Origin of the sequence: Streptosporangium vulgare (assembly GCF_042428775.1) — a bacterium.
Classification (GTDB): Bacteria; Actinomycetota; Actinomycetes; order Streptosporangiales; family Streptosporangiaceae; genus Streptosporangium; species Streptosporangium vulgare.
Genome location: NZ_JBHMBS010000001.1, coordinates 1 through 21240, shown reverse-complemented (window position 1 = coordinate 21240; position 21240 = coordinate 1). Strand labels below are relative to the sequence as shown.

At 71.4% G+C, this 21240-nt stretch carries 20 protein-coding genes, 1 tRNA gene and 1 riboswitch; of the genes, 7 read left to right on the top strand and 14 right to left on the bottom strand.

Going from position 1 to position 21240, the window contains the following annotated elements; genetic code table 11:
* Positions 1 to 48: 48 nt before the first annotated feature.
* The 3 genes from ACFFRH_RS00105 to ACFFRH_RS00095 all read left to right on the top strand — a co-directional run bounded on the left by ACFFRH_RS00105 (position 49) and on the right by ACFFRH_RS00095 (position 3858).
* Positions 49 to 804, top strand: coding sequence for a TetR/AcrR family transcriptional regulator (locus ACFFRH_RS00105; RefSeq protein ID WP_344749192.1), 756 nt, complete (start codon positions 49 to 51; stop codon positions 802 to 804).
* 1303 nt (positions 805 to 2107) lie between these two features.
* Entirely contained in the window at positions 2108 to 3025 is a 918-nt protein-coding gene (locus ACFFRH_RS00100) for a DNA-processing protein DprA (protein WP_386153010.1), read from the top strand.
* A gap of 2 nt (positions 3026 to 3027) precedes the next feature.
* Positions 3028 to 3858: a phosphoribosyltransferase gene (locus ACFFRH_RS00095; RefSeq protein ID WP_344749190.1), complete on the top strand. Its 831-nt coding sequence runs from the start codon at positions 3028 to 3030 to the stop codon at positions 3856 to 3858.
* Positions 3859 to 4213: 355 nt separating this feature from the next.
* Here ACFFRH_RS00095 and ACFFRH_RS00090 read toward each other — a convergent pair.
* Positions 4214 to 4287 (bottom strand) — tRNA-Ile (locus ACFFRH_RS00090).
* 161 nt (positions 4288 to 4448) lie between these two features.
* Here ACFFRH_RS00090 and galK point away from each other — a divergent pair.
* A complete protein-coding gene (gene galK, locus ACFFRH_RS00085) occupies positions 4449 to 5597 on the top strand; it encodes a galactokinase (RefSeq protein ID WP_344749189.1) in 1149 nt (382 codons plus the stop codon).
* Between the two features lie 99 nt (positions 5598 to 5696).
* Here the strand turns inward: galK and ACFFRH_RS00080 are convergent, their stop codons facing one another.
* Positions 5697 to 6317 (bottom strand): MarR family winged helix-turn-helix transcriptional regulator, encoded by a 621-nt coding sequence (locus ACFFRH_RS00080; protein ID WP_344749188.1) that lies wholly within the window; start codon positions 6315 to 6317, stop codon positions 5697 to 5699.
* A 211-nt stretch (positions 6318 to 6528) separates the two neighbouring features.
* Here ACFFRH_RS00080 and ACFFRH_RS00075 point away from each other — a divergent pair, with 211 nt between their 5' ends.
* Positions 6529 to 7785 carry an MFS transporter gene (locus tag ACFFRH_RS00075; RefSeq protein WP_386153004.1) on the top strand — a complete coding sequence of 419 codons (1257 nt, stop codon included), beginning with the start codon at positions 6529 to 6531 and terminating at the stop codon, positions 7783 to 7785.
* Here ACFFRH_RS00075 and ACFFRH_RS00070 read toward each other — a convergent pair.
* The 6 genes from ACFFRH_RS00070 to ACFFRH_RS00045 all read right to left on the bottom strand — a co-directional run bounded on the left by ACFFRH_RS00070 (position 7731) and on the right by ACFFRH_RS00045 (position 15884).
* Entirely contained in the window at positions 7731 to 9491 is a 1761-nt protein-coding gene (locus tag ACFFRH_RS00070; RefSeq protein ID WP_344749186.1) for a dipeptide ABC transporter ATP-binding protein, read from the bottom strand. The genes ACFFRH_RS00075 and ACFFRH_RS00070 overlap by 55 nt on opposite strands.
* Positions 9488 to 10471 carry an ABC transporter permease gene (locus ACFFRH_RS00065; RefSeq protein ID WP_386153000.1) on the bottom strand — a complete coding sequence of 328 codons (984 nt, stop codon included), beginning with the start codon at positions 10469 to 10471 and terminating at the stop codon, positions 9488 to 9490. The genes ACFFRH_RS00070 and ACFFRH_RS00065 overlap by 4 nt, the downstream gene beginning before the upstream one ends.
* A gap of 19 nt (positions 10472 to 10490) precedes the next feature.
* The gene (locus tag ACFFRH_RS00060; RefSeq protein WP_386152997.1) at positions 10491 to 11462 is read right to left on the bottom strand and encodes an ABC transporter permease; all 972 of its coding nucleotides are present in this window, start codon (positions 11460 to 11462) and stop codon (positions 10491 to 10493) included.
* Positions 11459 to 13090 (bottom strand): ABC transporter substrate-binding protein, encoded by a 1632-nt coding sequence (locus tag ACFFRH_RS00055; protein WP_386152994.1) that lies wholly within the window; start codon positions 13088 to 13090, stop codon positions 11459 to 11461. Before ACFFRH_RS00055 ends, ACFFRH_RS00060 begins: the two co-directional genes overlap by 4 nt.
* A gap of 104 nt (positions 13091 to 13194) precedes the next feature.
* On the bottom strand, positions 13195 to 14952 hold the full coding sequence (locus ACFFRH_RS00050) for an FAD/NAD(P)-binding protein (protein ID WP_386152991.1): 1758 nt from the start codon (positions 14950 to 14952) through the stop codon (positions 13195 to 13197).
* Complete coding sequence (locus tag ACFFRH_RS00045) at positions 14949 to 15884, bottom strand: glutathione S-transferase C-terminal domain-containing protein (protein ID WP_344748895.1); 936 nt, start codon at positions 15882 to 15884, stop codon at positions 14949 to 14951. The genes ACFFRH_RS00050 and ACFFRH_RS00045 overlap by 4 nt, the downstream gene beginning before the upstream one ends.
* A gap of 39 nt (positions 15885 to 15923) precedes the next feature.
* Positions 15924 to 16036: riboswitch (SAM riboswitch) on the bottom strand.
* A 52-nt stretch (positions 16037 to 16088) separates the two neighbouring features.
* Between ACFFRH_RS00045 and ACFFRH_RS00040 the strand changes: the two genes are divergently transcribed.
* On the top strand, positions 16089 to 16610 hold the full coding sequence (locus ACFFRH_RS00040) for a DUF402 domain-containing protein (RefSeq protein ID WP_386152987.1): 522 nt from the start codon (positions 16089 to 16091) through the stop codon (positions 16608 to 16610).
* Between the two features lie 162 nt (positions 16611 to 16772).
* Here the strand turns inward: ACFFRH_RS00040 and ACFFRH_RS00035 are convergent, their stop codons facing one another.
* Complete coding sequence (locus ACFFRH_RS00035; protein WP_344748896.1) at positions 16773 to 17525, bottom strand: ABC transporter permease; 753 nt, start codon at positions 17523 to 17525, stop codon at positions 16773 to 16775.
* Complete coding sequence (locus ACFFRH_RS00030; protein WP_386152983.1) at positions 17518 to 18564, bottom strand: ATP-binding cassette domain-containing protein; 1047 nt, start codon at positions 18562 to 18564, stop codon at positions 17518 to 17520. Before ACFFRH_RS00030 ends, ACFFRH_RS00035 begins: the two co-directional genes overlap by 8 nt.
* 100 nt (positions 18565 to 18664) lie before the next feature.
* Between ACFFRH_RS00030 and ACFFRH_RS00025 the strand changes: the two genes are divergently transcribed.
* Positions 18665 to 19402, top strand: a complete 738-nt coding sequence (locus ACFFRH_RS00025; RefSeq protein WP_344748899.1) for a TetR/AcrR family transcriptional regulator — start codon at positions 18665 to 18667, stop codon at positions 19400 to 19402.
* A 99-nt stretch (positions 19403 to 19501) separates the two neighbouring features.
* Here the strand turns inward: ACFFRH_RS00025 and ACFFRH_RS00020 are convergent, their stop codons facing one another.
* From ACFFRH_RS00020 to ACFFRH_RS00005, 4 genes are all read right to left on the bottom strand, one after another.
* On the bottom strand, positions 19502 to 20275 hold the full coding sequence (locus ACFFRH_RS00020) for an enoyl-CoA hydratase-related protein (protein ID WP_344748900.1): 774 nt from the start codon (positions 20273 to 20275) through the stop codon (positions 19502 to 19504).
* Positions 20276 to 20334: 59 nt separating this feature from the next.
* Positions 20335 to 20577, bottom strand: coding sequence for a hypothetical protein (locus tag ACFFRH_RS00015; protein WP_344748901.1), 243 nt, complete (start codon positions 20575 to 20577; stop codon positions 20335 to 20337).
* Between the two features lie 97 nt (positions 20578 to 20674).
* A complete protein-coding gene (locus ACFFRH_RS00010; protein WP_344748902.1) occupies positions 20675 to 20803 on the bottom strand; it encodes a hypothetical protein in 129 nt (42 codons plus the stop codon).
* 167 nt (positions 20804 to 20970) lie between these two features.
* The coding region (locus ACFFRH_RS00005; protein WP_386152977.1) for an RNA-guided endonuclease InsQ/TnpB family protein at positions 20971 to 21240 on the bottom strand (270 nt) is incomplete at its 5' end.

Here is a 21240-nt window from a genome sequence, read left to right as displayed (position 1 = left end):
TTCTTAGAGTTGAACTTTAGTGTTCTACTCTAGAGATAAACTATCTCCATGAACATCGTCAAGCGGCCGGACAAACGGGCCGAGCGGTCACGCCGCACCCGCGAGAAGATCATCGAGGCGGCGCGGGAACTGTTCCTCGCGCAGGGCTACGGCGCGACGAGCCTGCAGGAGGTCGCGGACCGGGCGGGCGTGGCCGTTCAGACCGTCTACTTCGTCTTCGGCAACAAGCGCACGCTGTTCAAGGACGTCGTCGACACGTCCATCGCCGGCGACACCGAGCCGGTGGCCACCATGGATCAGGAGTGGTTCCGCGCCGCATGCGCCGCGCCCACCGCAGCCGAGCAGTTGCGCGCGCACGTGCGCGGTACCCGCGAGATCCTGGGCCGGGTGGCCCCGATCATGCCGCTGATCGCGACCGCCGTGGCCACCGACCCGCAGATCGCCGCGCAATGGCCAGAAGGCCCCGACCCGCGCTACACCGTGCAGCACGCCGCGGCCCAGGCGCTGGCCGGCAAGCCCGACGTCCGCCCCGACGTCTCCGTCGTGATGGCTACCGACCTGCTGTTCGGCCTGCTCAGCCCGCAGCTGTACCTGCTCTTCGTCCAGGACCGCGGCTGGTCGCCGGAAAGGTGGGAAGAATGGGCCTGCGCCACTTTGACCGCCCAGCTCTGCGCCGGCGCCGCGTCGGGCACGGGTTGCCCGGACAGGTGCGGCCAGGGCGATCATGCCCCGGAAGCCCGTGAGTCCCCCTCCGGCTCCGCCACCGCTGAGACACCCGGCGCAGCGTCCCGCATGCCGGGCTGAGCCCCAGCCGCTCGGCCCAGGCCGCAGACGCCGCATGACCCGGACGCTGGGGGCGCCTGCACGGCAGGACAACCCCGCCCAGCAACACTCCCGTCCGCAACGACCCTCGCCTTCGACTGGTGAGCTGGGTGAACGGGCTTACCCAAGGGTTTCGTCCGCCGGCACTGCGCGAGCCGGCTCAGTGGCGGCAAGGCGCAAGGGTGTCCCACCGCGTTCCAGATCGTTGCGTAGCCGAACGATCTCGGCGTGCTGGGCGGCCAACCTGGAGACGGCCGTTCCCTTGAAACCGCGCGGCTCGTCCACCTCGATATCGAGCGTGACCAGCCGTTGCCGGAGCTCGTTGTTGTCCGCCGCACAGGTGCTGGATCACCCACAAGCCGAACCCGCTGCTACCGGTCGGATCGACGTGCGCCCGCGCGAGGTGGCCCACGGTGAGCCGGCCACCGACGTCCAGGACCTCGACGGTGATGCCGTGCCGATGGCTGCGCGCGGTGACCTGACCGGCCTCGCCGCCACGATCGAACACGTTCGTGACCGCCTCGTCGACCGCCCAGCACCAGGTCTTCCAGCCGCTCACCGGTCAGGCGGGTGTGCTGACCGAAGATCCGTATCAGGTCGCGGATCAACCCGAGATCGGCACTGACCGGGCAACGCAGCTCGAACTCCGCACTCATGATCGTGTGAGGACCGCGACGGGGGCCGGAGGGAACGTAACGCTGACAACCCCGGACTTCACCTGTCCCCTTACCGGCGAGGGGGGCCTGCGCAGCACCCTCATGGATAGCGCTCGCGGTGCGACACCTCACCAGCCGGCTGCAGACCCAGCAGCCGGCGGGGCCACCGTCCACATGAAGACCTCAACGGCACTCTCATCCCGATCGACCGCCTCGCCGGGCTCACGATGACGCCGCACCTGCTGGAGGAGTCCACCTACCTGTGCGGAGTCGTTCCCGGATCGGGGTGAGCAGAACCACCGTCCGGCCCCCGCAGGTTGGCCGCGGACGGTGAATCACTTCGCTGCACGCTCCTGCGGGCTCCGCGAGGGCACCGTTCGTCCCGATGGCCTGCCGCGCCAGGCCATCGGGACGAAGAAGCCGCAATGTGCTGGGTGGCGGCGTAACGTCTGGTGACCGGCTCAACAGACCAGGCACCTGCGGTGCGATCCGCAGAGAGACGAGTCCAAACCGGTAAACCCGCCCTGTCGTGATGCCGGTCCCGGCACGATAGCCCCAAGGCAGCCACGCATCCCGTCGCCGCTTTTGTCGGCGCCGGTGCGTACCTTCACACCGAAACCAGGTTCGAGATGGTGATGACCATGACCATAGCCCCGGCCGATGAGCAAGCAGCCGTTCTCGCCCTCACCAAGACCACCTGTACCCAGCCCGGGCACCACACCGCTCGCATCATCGCCGCCGCAGGCAGCGCTCTCAAGCTCATCGCCGGTGATGACGTCGGATTAGACGAAACCGACCGGGCACACGCCGCTGACCTCCGCTCCCATGTCAGCGTCGAAGATCTCGATCAGGCACGTGACCTCATCACCACCATGCGCGCCGTCGGTGTCAGCCTAGTCACCGTCTTGGATGACACCTACCCCGGCAACATGCTGTGGGCCAACAACCACCAGCCATTCCTGTGGGTCCGTGGCCAAATGCTCCCTGAGGACCACCGGGCCGTCGCCGTGGTCGGCGAGCGTGACAGCGATCGGGCAGTCGCAGCCGCCCACGCTCTGGCCGAGGCCGGGCTGACCGTCGCCGCACCGCTGCGCACCGCCTTGGACGCAGCCGTCCACGAGGCCGCGCTCGCTGCCGGCGGCCGTACGCTCGGCGTGCTGACCGGCGGGATGGCAGCGCCCGACGTGCTTGGGCCGTACGCGAATGTCGCGCGGCAGATAGGCGAGCGCGCGGCCCTGGTCTCCCCGTTCTGGCCCGACACCGCCCCCACCGACCAAACGATCGCGCAGGAACACATGGTGACCTGCGGATTGGCCGCCACCGTGTACATCACCGACGGCGGGGACGGCGGCTCCAGTCACCGCTGCACCGAGATGGTGCTGAAGACGGGCAAGCATGTCTTCGTGCCCCAACGGCTCCACCAGGAACACGCCTGGGTCGCGCAGGCAGGGTTTCGGGGAGGGATCACTGTCGTCCAGGACACTGACGACCTGTCCAAGCAGGCGGTCAATCTCGTAGATATGTGCTCCCAGACGACCATGTTCTGAACATGGATGACGCCAGGGCGGTCACCGACCACGTCATCCAGCTTTACAGGAACGTTCCGGCGACGCGCTCCGGGGTTTGCCGGATCTGCCACACGGGGCCCAAAAACAAGATCGACACAGGAGAGCCATACGACATCTGCTCCAGTTGCAAACGCACCACAGACAGGCTTTACCGCCCGACCACGAACGTGGTGCCCATCTCGCTAGCCGTCCGAGAAGGCGACGACAACGGCTTGTACAGGATCGTGGCCTACAAGGGCGGCGTGCGCGCGAGCCCGAGTTGGCTGAAACCACAAACCGTGATGGCTGCGACCCTGGCCCGCTTCTACCAAGCCCACGAAGCATGCCTCACAGGCTTAGCCCGCGGACCGTTCACTCTGGTAACCACCATCCCCAGCACGCGAAAGAACCGGCGCACTGAGACGCCCCACATCTTGACGCAGGTCATCGACAAGATCAAAGCATTGAAGGACCTGCACCAGCCGAACCTCCTGCTGGCCAACGACGAACACACCCCGGCGCTTCACGACCGCGACTCCCACCGCCGCGCCTTCCACGTGACGGGCGCACATAAAGAACCCCGGGTGTTGCGCGGCCAGCGGATACTCCTCATCGACGACCTGTTCGTGTCCGGCGCCCACGTACAAAGCGCAGCGTCCGCGCTGTTCGAGCAGGGGGCCGAAGAAGTCGTCGCGCTCGTCATCCTCAGGGTGATCGTCCCCTCCGGCCAGTACCCCAACAGAATGACCATCTGGCAGGAAGCAACAGCCGAACCCTTCGACTTCGACCGCTGCTGCATCTGCGACCGGCGCGACCACGCCAACAACATGTGACCGCCTCCCCGGGCAACATCGGCCCCGCTCTCTGAGCTGGGAGCAGGGCCCACCCGTACCGGAGTCAACGCGCGAGAGCCTCGGCGCCGGCGGCGCCGAGGCTCTCGCGCGTTCCCCAGGGCACAGCGTGGACGTGCTGCGGAGGATCTACGAAGTGCATCGTGGGCCAGGACGAAGCGGCCAAGCGCCGCATCTCCGACGCCCTTGAAGGTCGATGATCTCCGCCGAACTTCAGCACGTATTCAGCACAGCCAACCGCAGGACGCCGGTGACGGTCGTTGACAACCGGACATGGCAAAAACTGCCGGGAACACAAAAGAGCAGGTCAGAGGCACTTTTTCCTGCTCACGAGAGGTAGGGCGGGCGGGACTCGAACCCGCGACCCAGGGATTATGAGTCCCCTGCTCTAACCGGCTGAGCTACCGCCCCTCGCGCACGCCGTACGCGGCATTCAACCAAACGTAGACGCTGTTCGCACATCTGCCGGGCGGGACGGGTTCAAGATGTGACCTTCGGCAGGATCGAGTGCGGAACCGGGTTCCGGCGGACTCGCTACCCTACTGGTGGACCTTGTTGAGGAGTGTTGGATCATGCGCGTTGTTGAAGCTTTCAGGGACTCGTACGGCATGGAACCGGCCGGGGTGTGGCACGCCCCTGGGCGGGTCAACCTGATCGGGGAGCATACCGACTACAACGACGGGTTCGTTCTGCCGTTCGCGCTGCCGTGGGGGGTGACCGCGGCGGTGTCGCCGCGCGAGGACGGGGTGCTCAGGCTGCGGTCGCTGCAGGCGGGTGAGCCGGTGACGCTGGCGACGCTCGACGAGGCCGAGGGCTGGACCCGCTACGTGGCCGGGGTGTTCTGGGCCCTCCGCGAAGCGGGGCGGAAGCAGGAGCAGGAGCGGGGACAGGGGCGCCCGGTCGGCGGCGCGGACGTGGTGATCGACGGGGACGTGCCCCGGGGGGCGGGGCTTTCGTCCAGCGCGGCGCTGGAGGTGGCCGTCGCCACGGCGCTGAACGAGTTGTACGGGCTCGGCCTGACCAAGATGGAGATCGCCCTCGCGTCGCAGAAGGCCGAGAACGACTTCGTGGGCATGCCGTGCGGGATCATGGACCAGGCGGCCTCCGCCCTCGGCGAGGAGGGGAAGGCGCTGTTCCTGGACTGCCGGACCCTCGGGACCAGGAACATCCCGTTCGACCTGGCGAGTCACGGCCTGCAGCTGCTGATCATCAACACCGGGGTGCACCACGAGCTCGCCGACGGGCAGTACGCCCGCCGTCGCGGGGACTGCGAGAACGCCGCCAAGCACCTGGGCGTCGACGCGCTGCGTGACGTCACGGACCTGGCGGGCGCCCTCGCGAGGCTGAGCGGCGACGAGCGCAGGCGCACCCAGCACGTGGTGACGGAGAACCACCGGGTCGAGGCGGTGATCGGGCTGCTGCGAGCCGGGGCGGTACGGGAGATCGGGTCGCTGCTGAACGCCTCCCACCTGTCGCTGCGCGACCAGTTCGAGGTGTCCTGCGCGGAACTGGACGTGGCCGTGGAGTCGGCGGTCAGGGGCGGGGCCCGAGGGGCGCGGATGACCGGAGGCGGGTTCGGCGGGTCGGCGATCGCGCTGGTCGCCGACGACCGGGTGGAGTCCGTACGGGAGTCGGTGACCGAGGCCTACGCCGAGCGCGGCTGGGCCGCGCCGGAGATCTACCCGGCGACCCCGGCCGCGGGAGCCCGCCGGCTGCTCTGACCGCCCCGCACCCTCCCGCGCACGGAACGTCCGACGGCCGGTCCGGTGACCCCGGAACCGGTTCCGGGGTCACCGGACCGGCCGTCTCCACTTTTGAGGTCACTCGCCCGGACGACTCGATCCCGTCCCCGTAGCCGTACCGGAACCCGCCCCCGTGGCGGAACCCGGCCTCGCCACCGGATCCGCCCCCGGCCCGGACGGCCAGTCGGGCATCAGCGGCGGACCGTCCCGCTCCGCGTTCCGCACCATCCTGCGCAGGAGACCGTCGAGGACCTCGCGCTCCCCGGGGTCTAGCGGGCTGAGCACTTCCCGTTCCGAGAGGTCGCCCAGGTCCATGCGCTCCTGCCAGACGGCGCGTCCGGCGGGGGTCAGCGCGACGAGCAGGCGGCGGCGGTCGCCGGGGTCGTGCACCCGGTCGACGTATCCGGCCTGCTCGAGCCGGTCGAGCCGGTTGGTCAGCGTGGCCGGGTGGGTGTCGAGCCATCCGGCCAGCAGCGAAGGGGGCACCCGGTAGGGCGGCCCGGCCGCGACCAGGTGGTGGAGGACGTCGAACTCCCAGGGCTTGAGCCCTCCCGCGGTCAGCCAGGCCTCCTTGTTCCGCCTGAGCAGCCGCACGAGCATCTGCATGCGCGTGATGATCCCCTCGACCTGCGGGTCGAGGTCGGACAGCTCCCGGGACCAGTGCGCGATGTGCCGGTCGATGGAGTCAGGCTCTGGCATGCCCAAAGGGTAACGCCGCCCTCCACCGGGCCGGCCTTGATGACCCTCTACCGGATTCCCACGGCATTCCCTCAGCACCCATCCACCAGGCCGGCCTCGAGGACCTCCACCAGGTCGCCGTTGGTGCCCTCACCAGGTCCCCCTCGGACTCTCCACCAGTCCATCCTTAATACGGATGCATATATTATTATTTCGTAGTACTTTCTCGTTCATGCCCCCTTCGTCCGGCCCCTGGGCCCCCTTGCGAGACCCCCGCTTCCGCCTGCTGTGGACCGGCCAGGCCCTGTCGTACATCGGCGACTCCATCACCGCCGTGGCCCTCGCGCTCGCGATCGTCACCACGACGGGTTCGGCCACCGACCTCGGGGTGGTCCTGGCCGCCCAGTCGATCGCCACGGTGGCGCTGATGCTTCCCGGCGGCGTGTGGGCCGACCGGCTCCCGCGCCGTCGCGTGATGATGGGCGCCGACGTGGTACGCGGCCTCGCCCACGCCGCCATGGGCTTCGAGCTGGTCACCGGCACGGTCGACATCGTCCACCTGGCGGCGCTGGCGGCCGTCTCGGGGGCCGGTTCGGCGTTCTTCCTGCCCGCCACGACCGGCCTGGTGCCCGCCACCGTCGCGGCGGAGCACCTTCCCCGGGCCAACGCGCTCATGGCGATCGCCCAGCGCGGGTCCGTGCTGCTCGGCCCGGGGATCGCCACCGCCCTCGCCCTGACCGTCGGGCCCGGCTGGGCGCTGCTCCTGGACGCCGTGACGTTCGCGGCCAGCGCGGTGCTGCTGGGCCGGCTCCGGCTCGCGCCGATCCCGCCCGCGCCGCGCGAGCGGTTCCTCAGGCAGCTGGCCGAGGGCTGGGCGCAGCTGCGCCGCCACCGGTGGTACTGGACGAACCTCGTCGGCCACTCCCTGTGGAACCTCAGCCGCTGTGCCCTCATCACGATCGGCCCCGTGATCGCCGTCACGACTCTCGGCGGCGAGCTCGCCTGGGGCACGATCGTGCAGGGCGGCACGGTCGGCGCCCTGTGCGGCGCGCTGCTGGCGCTGCGGGTGAGGCCGCGAAAGCCCCTGGTCGCGGCGAACCTCGCGCTCGCGCTCGGCGCGCTGCCGCTGGTCCTGCTCGCCGCCGAGGCGCCCGCTCTGACCGTCGCGGCGGCCTACGGGCTGATGACCGGCGGCCTGGCGTTCATGGCCCCGCTGTGGGAGACCGCCGTACAGGAGCACATCCCGGCCGAGGCGATCTCACGGGTCTCCGCGTACGACTGGCTGCTCTCCCTCGGGCTCACCCCCCTCGGCATGGCCCTGGCCGGGCCGCTGGCCGGCGCGGTGGGCACGGCACCCACCCTGTACGGGGCGGCGGCGCTGCTGGCGGTCTCCTGCCTGGGGGTGCTGGTCCTGCCCGACATCCGCGGCCTCCGTCAGGGCTCGGCCGACACCAGCTTGGGCACCGCGCCGAGCAGCTCGCGGGTGTAGTCGTGCCGGGGCAGGAAGAACACCTCGTCCACGTGCCCCTCCTCCACGACCCGCCCCCCGCGCATGACCAGCACCCGGTCGGCGACGTGGTGGACCACCCCGAGGTCGTGGGAGATGAAGATCAGCGCGGTCCCGTCGGCGGCCTGGATCTCCGCGAGCAGGTCGAGCACCTGCGCCTGGATCGACACGTCCAGCGCGGAGACCGGCTCGTCGCAGACGAGCACGTCGGGACGGGTGGCGAGGGCCCTGGCGATGGCGACGCGCTGGCGCTGGCCGCCCGACAGCCGGCGAGGGTGGTGGCCGGCGACGTCCGCGGGGAGACCGACCCGGCCCAGCAGCTCGGCCACCCGGTCGGCGAGGGCTCCGCGCGAGGAGCCTCGCCGGAAAGGAGCGGCACGCGAGAACCCGCTCTCGGAGGAGAGACCGCGCGGGGAGCCGTTCCCGGAAGAGCCACCAGGCGGGAAGGCGTTCCCGGAGGGGACGCCTCCCGAGGAGCCGCGGTCGGCGGAGGCGCCACGAAGAGGCTCGGCCACCAGGCGGCCCACCGTGTAGCGGGGGTCGAAGGAGTCGAGCGGGTTCTGGGAGATCACCTGGATGCGGGACCTGCGGGAACGCCTCCGGCGCTCGCGGATCCCCGACCAGGGGTCGCCGCCCAGCCGGATCTCCCCCGAGGCGGGTTCGAGCAGTCCGAGGACGAGCCGGGCGACCGTCGTCTTCCCCGAACCCGACTCGCCCACGATGCCGAGCGTCTCGCCGGGGTAGACCTCGAAGGACACGTCGTCGACCACCGTGCGCGAGCCGTACGCGGCCGAGAGCCCCGAGACCTCCAGGATCGGCGCGGCGTGGTCCACGGTCCGCTCCGGCAGCGGGGTGCGCAGCGCGATCCCCCCGGCGGCGATGGCCGACAGGCGGGTGCCGCGCGAGACCGCGGAGGGTACGGCGGCGAGCAGCAGCTTGGTGTAGTCGTGCCGGGGCGCGGACAGCACGCGCCCCGTCGGCCCCTCCTCGACGATCACCCCGTCCTTCATGACCAGTACGCGGTCGGCGACGGCGGAGACCACGGCGAGGTCGTGGCTGATCATGAGCAGCGCGGTGCCCTCGGCCTTGCGGGCGGCGAGCAGGCGCAGGATCTGGGCCTGCACGGTGACGTCGAGCGCGGTCGTCGGCTCGTCGGCGATGATCAACGGCGGGCTCGCGGCGATGGCGGAGGCGATCAGGGCGCGCTGGCGCAGCCCCCCGGACAGCTGGTGGGCGTACTGCCGGGCCCGCATCTCCGGTTCCGGCACCCCGACCGCCTCCAGCAGCTCGATCACCCTTTCCCTGCGGGCGGCGCGGGGGACGACGTCGTGGGTGGCGAGCACCTCGGCGATCTCGTCGCCGACGGTACGGAGCGGGTCGAGCGAGGTCAGCGCGTCCTGGAGCACCAGCCCCGCGAACCGGCCGCGCAGCCGCCGCCAGTCGCGGGCGCCGAACCGGAGCGCGTCCCGGCCGTTCACCGCGAACCGGGAGGCCGTGACCTCGGCGACCTCGGCGCCCTGACCGGCCAGCCCGACCAGGCTCCTGGCCGTGACGCTCTTGCCGGAGCCGGACTCCCCCACGATCGCCACGCACTCGCCCGCCTCGATCGACAGGCTCACTCCCCGTACGGCCCGCACCCCGGCCTTGGGAAAGCAGACCCGCAGGTCCTCGACGTCGATGAGGCTCAACGGTTTCTCCCCTCGAAACGGCGTTGCAGGCGGCGCCCGACGAGCGTCAGGCTGATGACGGTCAGGGTGACGGAGAGGCCGGGAAAGAGCACGGTCCACCAGGCGACGCGCAGGTAGTTGCGGGCCTCCGACAGCATCGAGCCCCACTCGGGGCTGGGCGGCTGCGGGCCCATGCCGAGGAAGCTGAGCCCGGAGGTGGCGATGATGGCGGTGCCCATGCCGATCGTGGCGAGCACCGGCAGCGGGCCCAGCACGTTGGGCAGCACGTGGCGGGCGATCAGCGCCGGCCTGGCCAGGCCGAAGGTGACCGCCTGTTCGACGTAGCCGGAGCGGCGCACCACGAACGTCTGGGCGCGGATCACCCGGGCGTAGTTGGGGATCTGCGCGATGCCGATCGCGAGGATCACGTTGCCGGTGCCGGGACCGGTGATGGCGATGACCAGCAGGGCGAGCAGCAGTTCGGGGAAGGTCGCCACGACGTCGAACAGGCGGCTGAGCAGCTCGTCGAGATAGCGGGGGGACAGTCCGGCCAGGACACCCAGCAGGGTGCCGACCCCGGCGGCGAGCAGGACGGCGGCGGCGCCGATGCTCAGCGAGTGCCCAGCGCCGTGCACGACGCGCGACAGCACGTCGCGGCCGAGGTGGTCGGTGCCGAACCAGTGCTGGGCGCTCGGCCCGGCGAGCGCGTGCAGCGGGTCGGCGGCCAGCGGGTCGACACCGGTCAGCACGCCGGGCGCCACGGCGGCGACCGCGGCGACCGCCAGGAACAGCAGCGGCGCGACCAGCGGCGCACTGAAGCCGTACCCGCGCCCGGCGGCGGCGGGGGCGACGGCCGCGACACCGGGTGCCTCCGTGATCGTCGTCATCGGCTCCTCCTCGGGCGGTACGGCGACCGTGACACCACCGCCTCCTCCCCCGCCGAGCACGACGAACGCGACGAACGCGACGAACGCGCCGGGCAAGACAAGCGCGACAGGCACGACGAGCGCGGCAGGACCGTCATCGGCTCCTCCTCAGGCGGGGGTCGATCGCGAGATAGGCGAGGTCGACGATCGTGCTGACCGTCACGTAGGCGAGGGCGGAGATCAGCACGACCGCCATCACCAGGGGCATGTCCTTGCCGCTCACCGCGTTGACGGTGACCTGGCCGAGCCCGGGGCGGCCGAACACGGCCTCCACGATGATCGCGCCACCGAGCAGGTAGCCGGTGAACCAGCCGGTGAGGGTGACGGCGGGGAGCAGCGCGTGGCGCAGGGCGTGCCGGGCGACGAGCCGCCACTCGGTGATGCCGCGCGAGCGGGCGGTCACCGCGAACGGCTCCTCCAGCGCCCGCTCCAGGCCCTCGCGGAGCACCTGGCCGAGCACCCCGGCGATCTGCAGCCCGAGCGCGAGCCCCGGCAGCACGAGGGAGACGAGCCCCCTGTCACCGGAGACGGGGAACCAGCCGAGCGTGAAGGAGAAGACGGCGAGCAGCAGGATGCCGATGAGGAACGGCGGGACCGAGACGACGACCAGCTCCGACAGCCCGGCCAGGCCGCCGAGCCAGGGGCGGCGCCCGGCGGTGCTCAGGGCGAGCAGCAGGGCGAGGACGACCCCGAAGAGCGCGGCGGTGAGCGCGAGCTGGATCGTCGGCGGGATCTGGGAGGACAGGATCTCGCCGACGCCGCGCTGCAGGAGGTAGGAGTGGCCCAGGTCTCCGTGGAGCAGGCGGAGCAGATAGTCGCCGTACTGCTGGAGCGGGGAGCGGTCCAGCCCCCACTCGGCGATGATCTGCGCCCGCCGCTCGGGAGTGTCGAGGCCGTCCCCGATGAGCACGTCGACCGTCTCACCGGGGACGAGCATCAGCGCGAGGTAGGCCGCGGTGGCGGCGCCCCAGAGCACGGCGACGCCCGCTCCGAGCCGCCGGACCACCGGGCCGAGCCACCCGGCGGCGGCCAGCCCCCGCCGCCGGGTGAGTGTGAGAGTGCTCACGTCCCTGTCCGGACGTCGTAAGCACTGTTGGGAGTGCCGGAGACCGGCTCGAAGGTGACCCCGGCGCCGTAGGCGATCTGGTCGGCGGGCACGTAGACCGGGAGCAGGATCGCCTCGTCGGTGACGACGAGCTTCTGCACCTTCGCGTAGAGCTCCTTGCGCTCGGCGAGGTCGGCGGTGGCCGACGCGGCGGCGAGCAGCCTGTCCAGCTCGGCGCTCTCGAACTTCGTGCGGTTGATCGCGGCGCCCTTCGCCAGGATCAGGTTGAGCGCCGCCCCGGCGTCGGTGTCGCCGCGCGAGTTCTCGAAGACCTCGTACTCGTTGTCGTCGATGGCCTTCTGCGCGGTGCCCTGGTCCACGATCCTGACCTGGAAGTCGATCCCCGCGCTCTGCTTGACGGCCGCCTGGACGGCCTGGGCGAGGACGTCGCGGCGGTCGCGGACGAACGGAGCGGCGTTGACGGTCCGCACGGTCAGCCTCCTGCCGTCCTTGACCCGGAAGCCCTCGGCGTCGCGTTCCTTCCAGCCCGCCTCGTCGAGCAGCCGGTTGGCCCGCGCCGGGTCGTTGCCGAAGGTCTTCTCCAGCGAGGGGTCGTAGAACCGCGGGCTGCCCTGGCCGATGACGCTCCAGGCCCGCTTGGCGGTGCCCTGGTAGACGGAGTTGAGCACCGCGTCCACGTCGAGGGCGTCGCGGAACGCCTCGCGGACCCGCTTGTCGTCGAACGGGGGGCGGGAGGTGTTGAAGTAGTAGGAGAACGCGCTCCCGGAGTTGAGGCTGGTCTCCAGCCTCAGCTCGGGGTCGCTCCTGATGAGGCCGACCTCGGTGGCGGGCACGCCCTCGATCACCTGCACCTGCCCGGAGGTGAGCGCGCCGACGCGGACCGCCGCCTCGGGCAGGAAGCGGTAGGTGAGGTCGGCCAGGTGCGCCGGTCCCTGGTGGGCGGCGCCGGTGGGCGGCCAGTTGTAGTTCGGGTTGCGCCTGTAGTGGACCTCCTGGCCGGGGGTGAACCGGTCGAGGATGAACGGCCCGGTGCCGACCACGTCGACGCCGCCCGCCTTGAGGTCCTTGGCGTTCTTCAACGACTTCGGGGAGACCTGGCCCGCGTACGGGGAGGAGAGGAAGTCGAGGAACAGCCCGTCGGGGGCCTTCAGCGTGACCTTCAGGGTGTGCGGCGCGGTCGCCTCCGCCTTGCCGAAGTTGCGCAGCTGGATGGCGCTGACCGCGGCGTTGTAGCCGGGCGAGACGAGCTGGTCGAGGTTGGCCTTCACCGAGGCGGCGCCGAACCTCTCGCCGTCGTGGAAGGTGACGTCGTCGCGGAGTTCGAAGGTGTAGGTGAGCCCGTCCCCGGAGACCTTCCAGGACTTCGCCAGCCACGGCAGGAACTCGCCGTTCTCGCCCCGGGCGATCAGGGCGTCGAACTGGTTGTGGACCAGCAGGCGGGCCTTGTTCTGGCCCCACTGGTGCGGGTTGAAGGTGATCGGCTGAGTCTCCACCGCCCACACGAGCGACCCCCCGTCGCCACCGCCGCCCTCGCCTCCGGCCGCCGCGCCCGGGGCCCCGCTCTCGGCTCCGCACGCCGCGAGCGCCAGCACCCCGGCGAGCGCCAGGGCGCCCCATCGCAACTTCACGTTCTTCTCCTCGCGCTTTCCCGGTGCCTGGTTCTGTACGACGTGCTCTGGTGCGGGGTGCCCGGCCGGTTCGGTGACGCGCCGGCCGGGGCGATCGGGGCGGTTCACGCGACGTGCCGTCTTATCTGGGTTCCGGCGGCCTCGGACAGCACGATCCGGGCGAGGGCGTCGGCGTGGCGGAAGAGCGGGGCGTTGAGGCGGGGCCTGGCGAAGCCGCCGGTGGCCCGGCCGCCGACGACCCAGGGGCCGAAGGCGAACCTGCGGGGGTGCGGGGTGCCGGACCTGTCGAGCAGGCGGCGGTCGGCGGGCCGTACGTTCACCAGGCCCGACTCCTCGTCGAGCTCGCCCCGGTCGCGGAGCGCGGAGACGAGCGGGTCGACGGCCCGGCTCACGCTGGGCGCGGGCAGCCTCGCCTCGACGAGGGTGGTGGCCGTCACGCCGCCGGGCACGGTGGGGGTCTGCGCCCGCCAGCGCCCGTCGTGGTGGTCGACCTTGACGTTCGCGCCGAGGAAGGTGACGACCCCCGCCCTGGCCAGGGCGCGCAGCTCCTCCAGCCGGGGTCCCGGCGGGCCGCTGGCGACGTAGCTGAAGAACCCGGCGAACCACGGGTCGGAGATGCCCAGCTCGGCGAGGACCCCGTAGACGGAGAGCAGCCCGAGGATCATCGCGTGGTCGGCGCTGTGCGCGGGGTCGGAGCGCCGCTGCAGGTCGACGGCGAGGTAGCCGTGCATCCACTTCTGCAGGCCGGCCTGGTCGCCGAACCGGATGCCGTCCAGCGGCCGGTCGAGCCGGTCGAAGTCGAGCCGGTCCAGGTGCCGGGGCACGGTCTCGCGGATCAGCTTGCGCATCCCGAGGCTGCGCCACTCCTCGGCGGCGAAGCCCTCCTCGAACTCCGCCCAGCCCAGCTTGACGCGCTTGGGGTGGGAGGTGATGAGCTCGTGGTAGTAGGCGAAGGCGAGCTCCTTGGCGACCAGCGGCCACACGTCCCGGCGGAAGTTCCACGGCCCCTCGCCCAGCGCCTCGCGGGTGAGGAAGCGCGGCACCGGCGGGCGGGCGCCCCTGAAGGGGTAACCGGTCTTGGAGTGGTACGGCACGCCACGCCGCGACCCCACGTGCATGAGGGGCTCGCGCCCGCTGGGCAGGTAGACCAGCTCCCCGTCGTACTCGCGGACGAACCGGCCGCCCCGGCCCGAGGTGAGCAGCACCATCAGGTCGACAAAGGCGAGCCCCATCCCCCGCATGATCACCGGCTCCCCGGCGGGGATGCCGTCCAGGTCGAGGTCCGCCGCGTAGCCGGTGGGCAGGTAGCGCAGCCCCGAGCGCGAGGCCAGGCCGGCGAGCGCGCCCTCCTCGCTCGTCGGCGTCACGTCGCCGTGCCCCTGGGCCAGGATCACCGCGTCGGCCTCGATCGTCCGGCCGTCCTCCAGCGTCACCGCCTGCCCGCCGGGGACGTCGGTGAGGTCGACGGCGCGGGCGGCGTGCACGTGCACCCGGACGCCGCGCGGGGCGTTCGCCACCGCGTGCCGGAAGACGTGGGAGAGGTAGCCGTTCTGCGCCGGGCGGGAGGCGAACCTGCCGGGGTCGCCGCCGAGCCACTCGGCCAGCGTGGGCCCGGGGCGGATCGGCCCCTCGCAGCGCACCGACTCGTCGGTGAAGAGCGTCACGTCGGCGGCGGCGGAGTTCATCCAGAGCAGGTCCGGCTGGTCGTGGCGCCAGACACGCCCGCCGCCCGGCGGGTGGGGGTCGATCACGTGGACGTCCAGCGACGGCCAGCCGAGCAGGTCGGCGGCGTTGGCGCAGATGCGCTCCACCAGGCAGGTACCCGTCGGCCCGGCGCCGACGACGGCGATCGAGGCGCTCATACGGCGGCTCTGCGGTGCGGCTGGTCCCAGTCGGCGTGCAACGGCTCGACCGGGATCCGCCAGGCGTCGGTCTCGCCCGACGGGCGGGCGATGACGGTGAAGTCGGTGTTCTCGCGGAAGGCGGGGTGGGCGTACAGGTCCCTGGCGTAGGCCCACAGGTTGGGGAAGGCGGTGAGCGGACGCTCGCTGATCCTGGCCGCCGGGTTGTCACTCAGGTCGAAGCGGAGCAGGGTCGGCCAGAGCCGCACGTCCGGCTCGGTGATCCCCGAGCCGAACAGGAACCTGCGGTCGGCCAGGCGGGCGTCCAGCTCGTCCAGGAAGGCGACCACGGCCCCGCGCGCCTCGGCGTACCCGGCCTCGGTGGTCGCCGCCGCCACCCGGCCCGCCGCCGTGTTGACGATCTCGTAGATCCTCGTGTTGAGCTCGTCGATCTCCGGCCTGAGCTCCTCCGGGTAGAGGTCGGCGTCGGGGTCGCCGCCGAACCGGGTGGCCAGGTCGATCGTGATGTCGGGGAAGTCGTTGCTCACGATGCGGCCGGTCCTCCTGTCCCACAGGACCGGCACCGAGACGTGCCCGTCGAAGCCGGGCTCGGTCACCTCGTACGCCTGCCGCAGGAGGGTGAACCCGTTGACCGGGTCGGCGCCGCGCCGCTCGCGGAACGCCCACCCGCGCCCGTCGCGCTCGTCGTCGACGTAGGAGAGCGAGACCACGTCCTGGAGTCCCTTGAGGGAGCGCACGATGGCCGCGCGCTGCGCGTACGGACAGACGGCCGCGACGTAGAGGTGGTAGCGCCCCGGCTCCGCGGGGAAGGCGGGTGTGCCGATCCGCCCCTGGAAGGGATAACGCGGGCCGGGCCTGCCACCGGGCCGGTAGTGGCCGTGGGTGTCGAGGTCGACGGGGCTCGCGTGGTTCAGTGTGCTGGTCTTCGACATGTGGCACTCCCGGGCATGTCTCGGTGACCCTGGTGAAGGGGTCCGCGCTTGCGGCACGCCCACCGTGCCGCCCGGTCTCCCCCGGGGGCACCCCGCCGCGGTGCGAGGGTTGCCGGTCAGCCAGCCGGGGCTTCTCACTGACACTCTTAACCTATTTAGAAGGTAGGAAATACATAGATCTCTGTCAAGCCTTAATGTCGGGGAATGTCCTATGAGAGCGTGAACGTGGTCTACCGCAAGTACGACGGGTCACTGCACTGGCACCACCGCGGCCTGTTGCTCGGCGAGGACGAGCACGGGGTGTGGACGGGCTGCGTGGCCGACTCCAGCGGACACAAGGGCGACGGCCCCGCGGTCCCCTGGCCGCATCCGTTCGTGATGCTCTTCCCCCGCGACGCCTGGTGGACGGCCGCCTTCAACGCCGCCCCGCACAAGCACGAGATCTACTGCGACATCTCCACGGTGCCGGAGTGGAGGGACGGCGAGGTCACCATGGTCGACCTGGACCTCGACGTGATCCGGACCCGCCGGAACCTGCTGAAGGGCCGCGCGAGCCGGGTCTTCCTGGACGACGAGGACGAGTTCGAGGAGCACCGGGTGAAGTACGCCTACCCGCCCGACGTGGTGGAGCGGGCCCGCGCCTCGGCCGCCTGGCTGATGGAGGCCGTCACCGCCCGCACCGCCCCCTTCGGGGACACGCCGCACTGGCTCACCCTGGTCAGCTGAGCCTGGTCACCCGGGTCCCCGAGTCCCCCGCCGCCGGCCCGCCGGGCCCGGTGGTCTCCGGCGCGACGCCTCCCTCGCGGGTGGCGGGGACGGCGCGGGTGGCGAGGATGCCGAGGGCAGCGCAGCCGCGCCACCGGCACCGCCCTCGGCATCCCCGCCACCTCAGCGGGCGCGGCGGCGGAACAGCCTGCCGGAGAAGACCGCCGAGAGCAGCAGGAGACCGCCGCACCAGGCCAGCGCCTTCCACGGATCGTCGCCCACGGGCCGGCCGAGCAGCAGGCCGCGCACGGACTCGATGATCGGCGTGGCCGGCTGGTTCTCCGCGAACCCGTGCAGCCACTCGGGCATGGTGCGCACCGGGACGAAGGCGCTGCTCGGGTAGGGCAGGAACATCACGAAGAAGGTGAAACCGCCCGCCGTCTCCGGCGTCCTGGACAGCAGGCCGACCACGGCCGAGACCGCGGAGACGGCCAGGACGAACACCACCAGGATGCCCGCCGCCCCGGCCCAGCCGGACAGGTCCGCGTCCGCCCGGAAGCCGAGCGCGAACGCGACGACGAACACGATGACGAGCGAGACGAGGTTGCGCGCGGTGCCGGCGGCCACGTGCCCGCCCAGGAACGCCGCGCCGCCGACGTCCATCGACCTGAACCTGTCGACGATCCCCCGGCTCATGTCCTGGCTGACGGCGACCGCGGTCAGGGAGGCGCCGTAGGAGGCGCACATGACGAGGACGCCGGGGACGGCGTAGGTGACGTAGTCGGTGCCGGTCTGGATCGCGCCGCCGAACAGGTAGACGAACAGCAGCATGACCATGACGGGCAACAGGAACGAGGTGATCAGCGCGTCGAGGTTGCGCAGCGACAGGCGGACGGCGCGGCCGGTCATGACCGGCCAGGCGACGAGGTCAGACACCGGCCCGCCTCCCGTCCTCAGCGATGGTGCCGGACACCCGCCGCTCCCCGTCCGTCACTGCATCCATCGCGGCATCCATCACGGCGAGGTCAGACACCGGCCCGCCCCCCTGTCCGTCGGTGTCCGTCAGAGCGAGGAACGCGTCGTCGAGCGTGGCGCCCCGCACGGTGAACCTCTCGACCGCCGAGCGCCCCGGGTCCACCTCGTCCAGCAGGGCGCGGATCTGCGCGGCGCTCCCGTCCGTGGCCGCCCCGACTGTCAGCCTGCCGGGATCGGCGTGGACGGCACGCGCCCCGAGGACGCGCGTCACCTCGGCGAACGACCGGGCGTCGGCCAGGACGAGGTCCAGCCGCCAGGCGGCGACCCTCGCCTTGAGCTCGTCGGCGGTGCCCTCCGCCACCACCCGCCCGCCGTCGAGCAACGCGATCCTGTCGGCCAGGCTGTCGGCCTCCTCCAGATACTGGGTGGTCAGGAAGACCGTGGTGCCCGAGCCGGTGAGGCGGGTGATCACCTCCCACATCGCCTGCCTGCTCCGCACGTCGAGTCCCGTGGTCGGCTCGTCGAGAAAGATCACCGACGGCGCGCCGACCAGCCCCGCGGCCAGGTCCAGGCGTCGCCACATGCCCCCCGAGTACGTGCCGACCCGCCGCCCGCCCGCCTCGACCAGGTCGAACCGCTCCAGCAGCTCGGCCGCCCTGCGGCGAGCCCCTCTCCGTGACAGGCCGGACAGGCGGCCCATCATCCGGAGGTTCTCCTCGCCGGTGAGCAGCTCGTCGACCGCCGCGTGCTGGCCGGTCAGGCTGATGGCGCGGCGGACGCGGCGGCGGTCGCGTACGACGTCGAACCCGGCGACCGTGGCCCGCCCCGCGTCCGGCGTGACCAGCGTCGCCAGGGTGCGCACGGTCGTCGTCTTGCCCGCGCCGTTGGAACCGAGCAGCGCGTACACGCTGCCCCTGGCGACGCGCAGGTCGACGCCGGTCAGGACGGCGACCCGGCCGTAGGACTTGGTGAGGCCGGTCACCTCTATCGCTGGTTCCACTACCCCTCCTGTGTATGGCGTACGCTCTACTGTTTATGGCATACGCGGTATTGCGTAAGATATACACTCACGGGAAAGGACGGTCAAGCCCGGGAGCGCGATGGAAGTGCCGGAGAGCGTGGAGATCGCCTGGGGGTTGCGCGAGCGGCCGGGCAAGGGTCCCAAGCGCACCCTGAGCCTGGAGCACATCGTGGAGGCGGCCCTTCGGGTGGGCTCGGCGGAGGGGCTCCCCGCGGTCTCGATGAGCAAGATCGCCGCCGAGCTCGGTGTCTCCACGATGGCCCTCTACCGCTACGTCACCTCCAAGGGCGACCTGCTCATGCTCGTCACGGACGCGGTGCTCGGCCCGCCTCCCCCGCTCCCGGAGCCGGGCGAGGACTGGCGCCAGGGCCTCCAGCGGTGGGGCGGCGCCATGCGCACCTCCCTGCAGCGGCACCCCTGGTCGCTGCGCATCCCCATCACGGGCCCGGGGATCATGCCCAACCACGTCGCCTGGCTGGAGGCCGGGCTGCGCTGCCTGCGCGGCACGCGGCTCGCCCCGGACACGAAGCTGGCGGCGCTGCTGCTGGTCAACGGCTTCGTCAGGACCGAGGTGGCGCTCCTGGCCGATCTCCAGGACGCCCTCGACGCCTCCAAGGTCACCGACGAGGAGGCGCTGTCCGGCTACGCCCGGTCACTCGCCAGGCTCACCGACGCCGAGCGCTTCCCCGAGATCCACGAGCTTCTCGAAGGCCGGGTCTTCGACATGCCCGGCGGTCCCGACGACGAGTTCGCCTTCGGCATGGACCGCATCCTCGACGGCCTCGCGGCGCTCGTGACCGGAGAACCGCCCGCCTGATCCAGGACGGCCCGCGCCGTTCGGGCGTCCCGATGGTGTCCCGTGTTCGCCGCCACCCGGAAGGGGACCCGGCCGGAAGCCACCGGGAGCCACAGGGAGTTACAGGGGCGGGAAGCCGGGGGCGCGGCGCTCGACGAAGCTGGCGACGCCCTCGGCGAAGTCCGACCGGCCGAAGGACTCGGCCATCAGGCGCGTCGCGGCCCGCTCCGACGCCTCCAGGCTCTGCTGCCAGTCACCCCAGACCTGACGTTTGATCACGGCCATCGAGGCCGGGGAGCTGTGCGTCGCCAGCTCGCGGGCGTAGGCCAGCGTCTCCTCCATCAGCCTCTCCCCCGGCACCGACCGGCCGGCCAGGCCCAGCTCGTACGCCTCGGCGCCGGTGAAGGTACGGCCCGACAGCAGCAGGTCCATGGCCTTGGCCTGACCGGCCAGACGGGGCAGGACCCACGACATGCCGTACTCGGCGATCAGGCCGCGCCGGGCGAAGGCGGTGGTCCACTTGGCCTCCGCGGCGGTGAAGACCAGGTCGCAGAGCAGGGCGTGGACCATGCCGAGCCCGGCGCAGGCACCGTTGACGGCGGCGATGATCGGTTTGCGGATCGTGGTCGGGAAGGTGGTGGGACGCGGGTCGGGCCGCCCCTCGTAGGAGCCGTCCTGCAGGGCCGTGAGCGTCTGGAAGTCCGCACCGGCGCAGAAACCCCTCCCCGCGCCGGTGACCACGATCACCCGGACCTCCGGGTCCTTCTCGGCCTCGGCCAGCTGGTCGAAGTAGCGGCGGCCCATCTCGTCGGTCCAGGCGTTGAGCCGGTCCGGGCGGTTGAAGGTCAGCGTCAGCACGCCCCGCTCGATCGACGACAGCACCAGATCGACCATCCCGCATCCCCCTCGAAGGCCCACCGGGACACCCGCCCGGAGAGACACAGAATATCGTTCTACACCTTTTCCCTCTCCGGCGTCAGCATGTGGGAGCGGACCAGATCCTCGACCGTGGCACGCAGACCGAGGAAGGAGGAGGTCCGCTTGACCGTGAGGGCCCGGTAGGCGGGCAGGCCGATCGGAACCTCGGCGGCGACCCTGCCTGGACCGCAGGCGAAGACGAGCACCCGCTGGGCGAGCAGGACGGCCTCCTCCGCGTCGCCTGGCGCCGAGGGTGGCCGCCGCCGGGCCCAGCTCACCGAACACCCGCCGTACAGCGTCGGCGACCATCAGCATGTTGAAGAACACCACGCCCAGCACAAGGGTCGCGATTTTGGAGGGTTCGCCGAGGCCGAGCTAGATGATGAGCAGGGGGATGAAAGCGGCGGCCGACATGTATCGGAGCAGGCCGGCTGTCGGCTCCAGCAGGGCCAGCGCCACGGCCGAGGTGCCCATCGCGACGCCCAGCGGCACCGAGATCAGCACCTCCAGCCCGAAACCGGTCCCGACTCTGCCGACGCCCAGGCGACCTCGCGTTCCCAGTTGGTGGCGGGCAGTTCCGCCTCGCGGCCGAAGGGCCATGGCGAACGGGGTCGGAAGCGGACGGGTGCCAGTGCGTGACTCCTCCGCTCCTTGAAGGGAGCGGCTTCTCGTTAAGCCGCTTGCGCGACGTGGCGAAGGGCAAGCCCTGCCCTGAGGATGTTGGTCGCCGCGTTCACGTCGGCGTGCGCGGCATGCCCGCACGATACGCACCGGAACTCGGCTTGAGTGAGGCGGTTCTCCTTCGCGCAATGCCCGCATCGGGCACAGGTGCGGGAGGTGTTGGCGGGGTTCACCGCGATCATCTCCTTCGCGGCGCTTTCAGCCTTCGAGCGGAGGATCGTCAGGAACACCCCCCAGCCCGCGTCCAGGATGCTGCGATT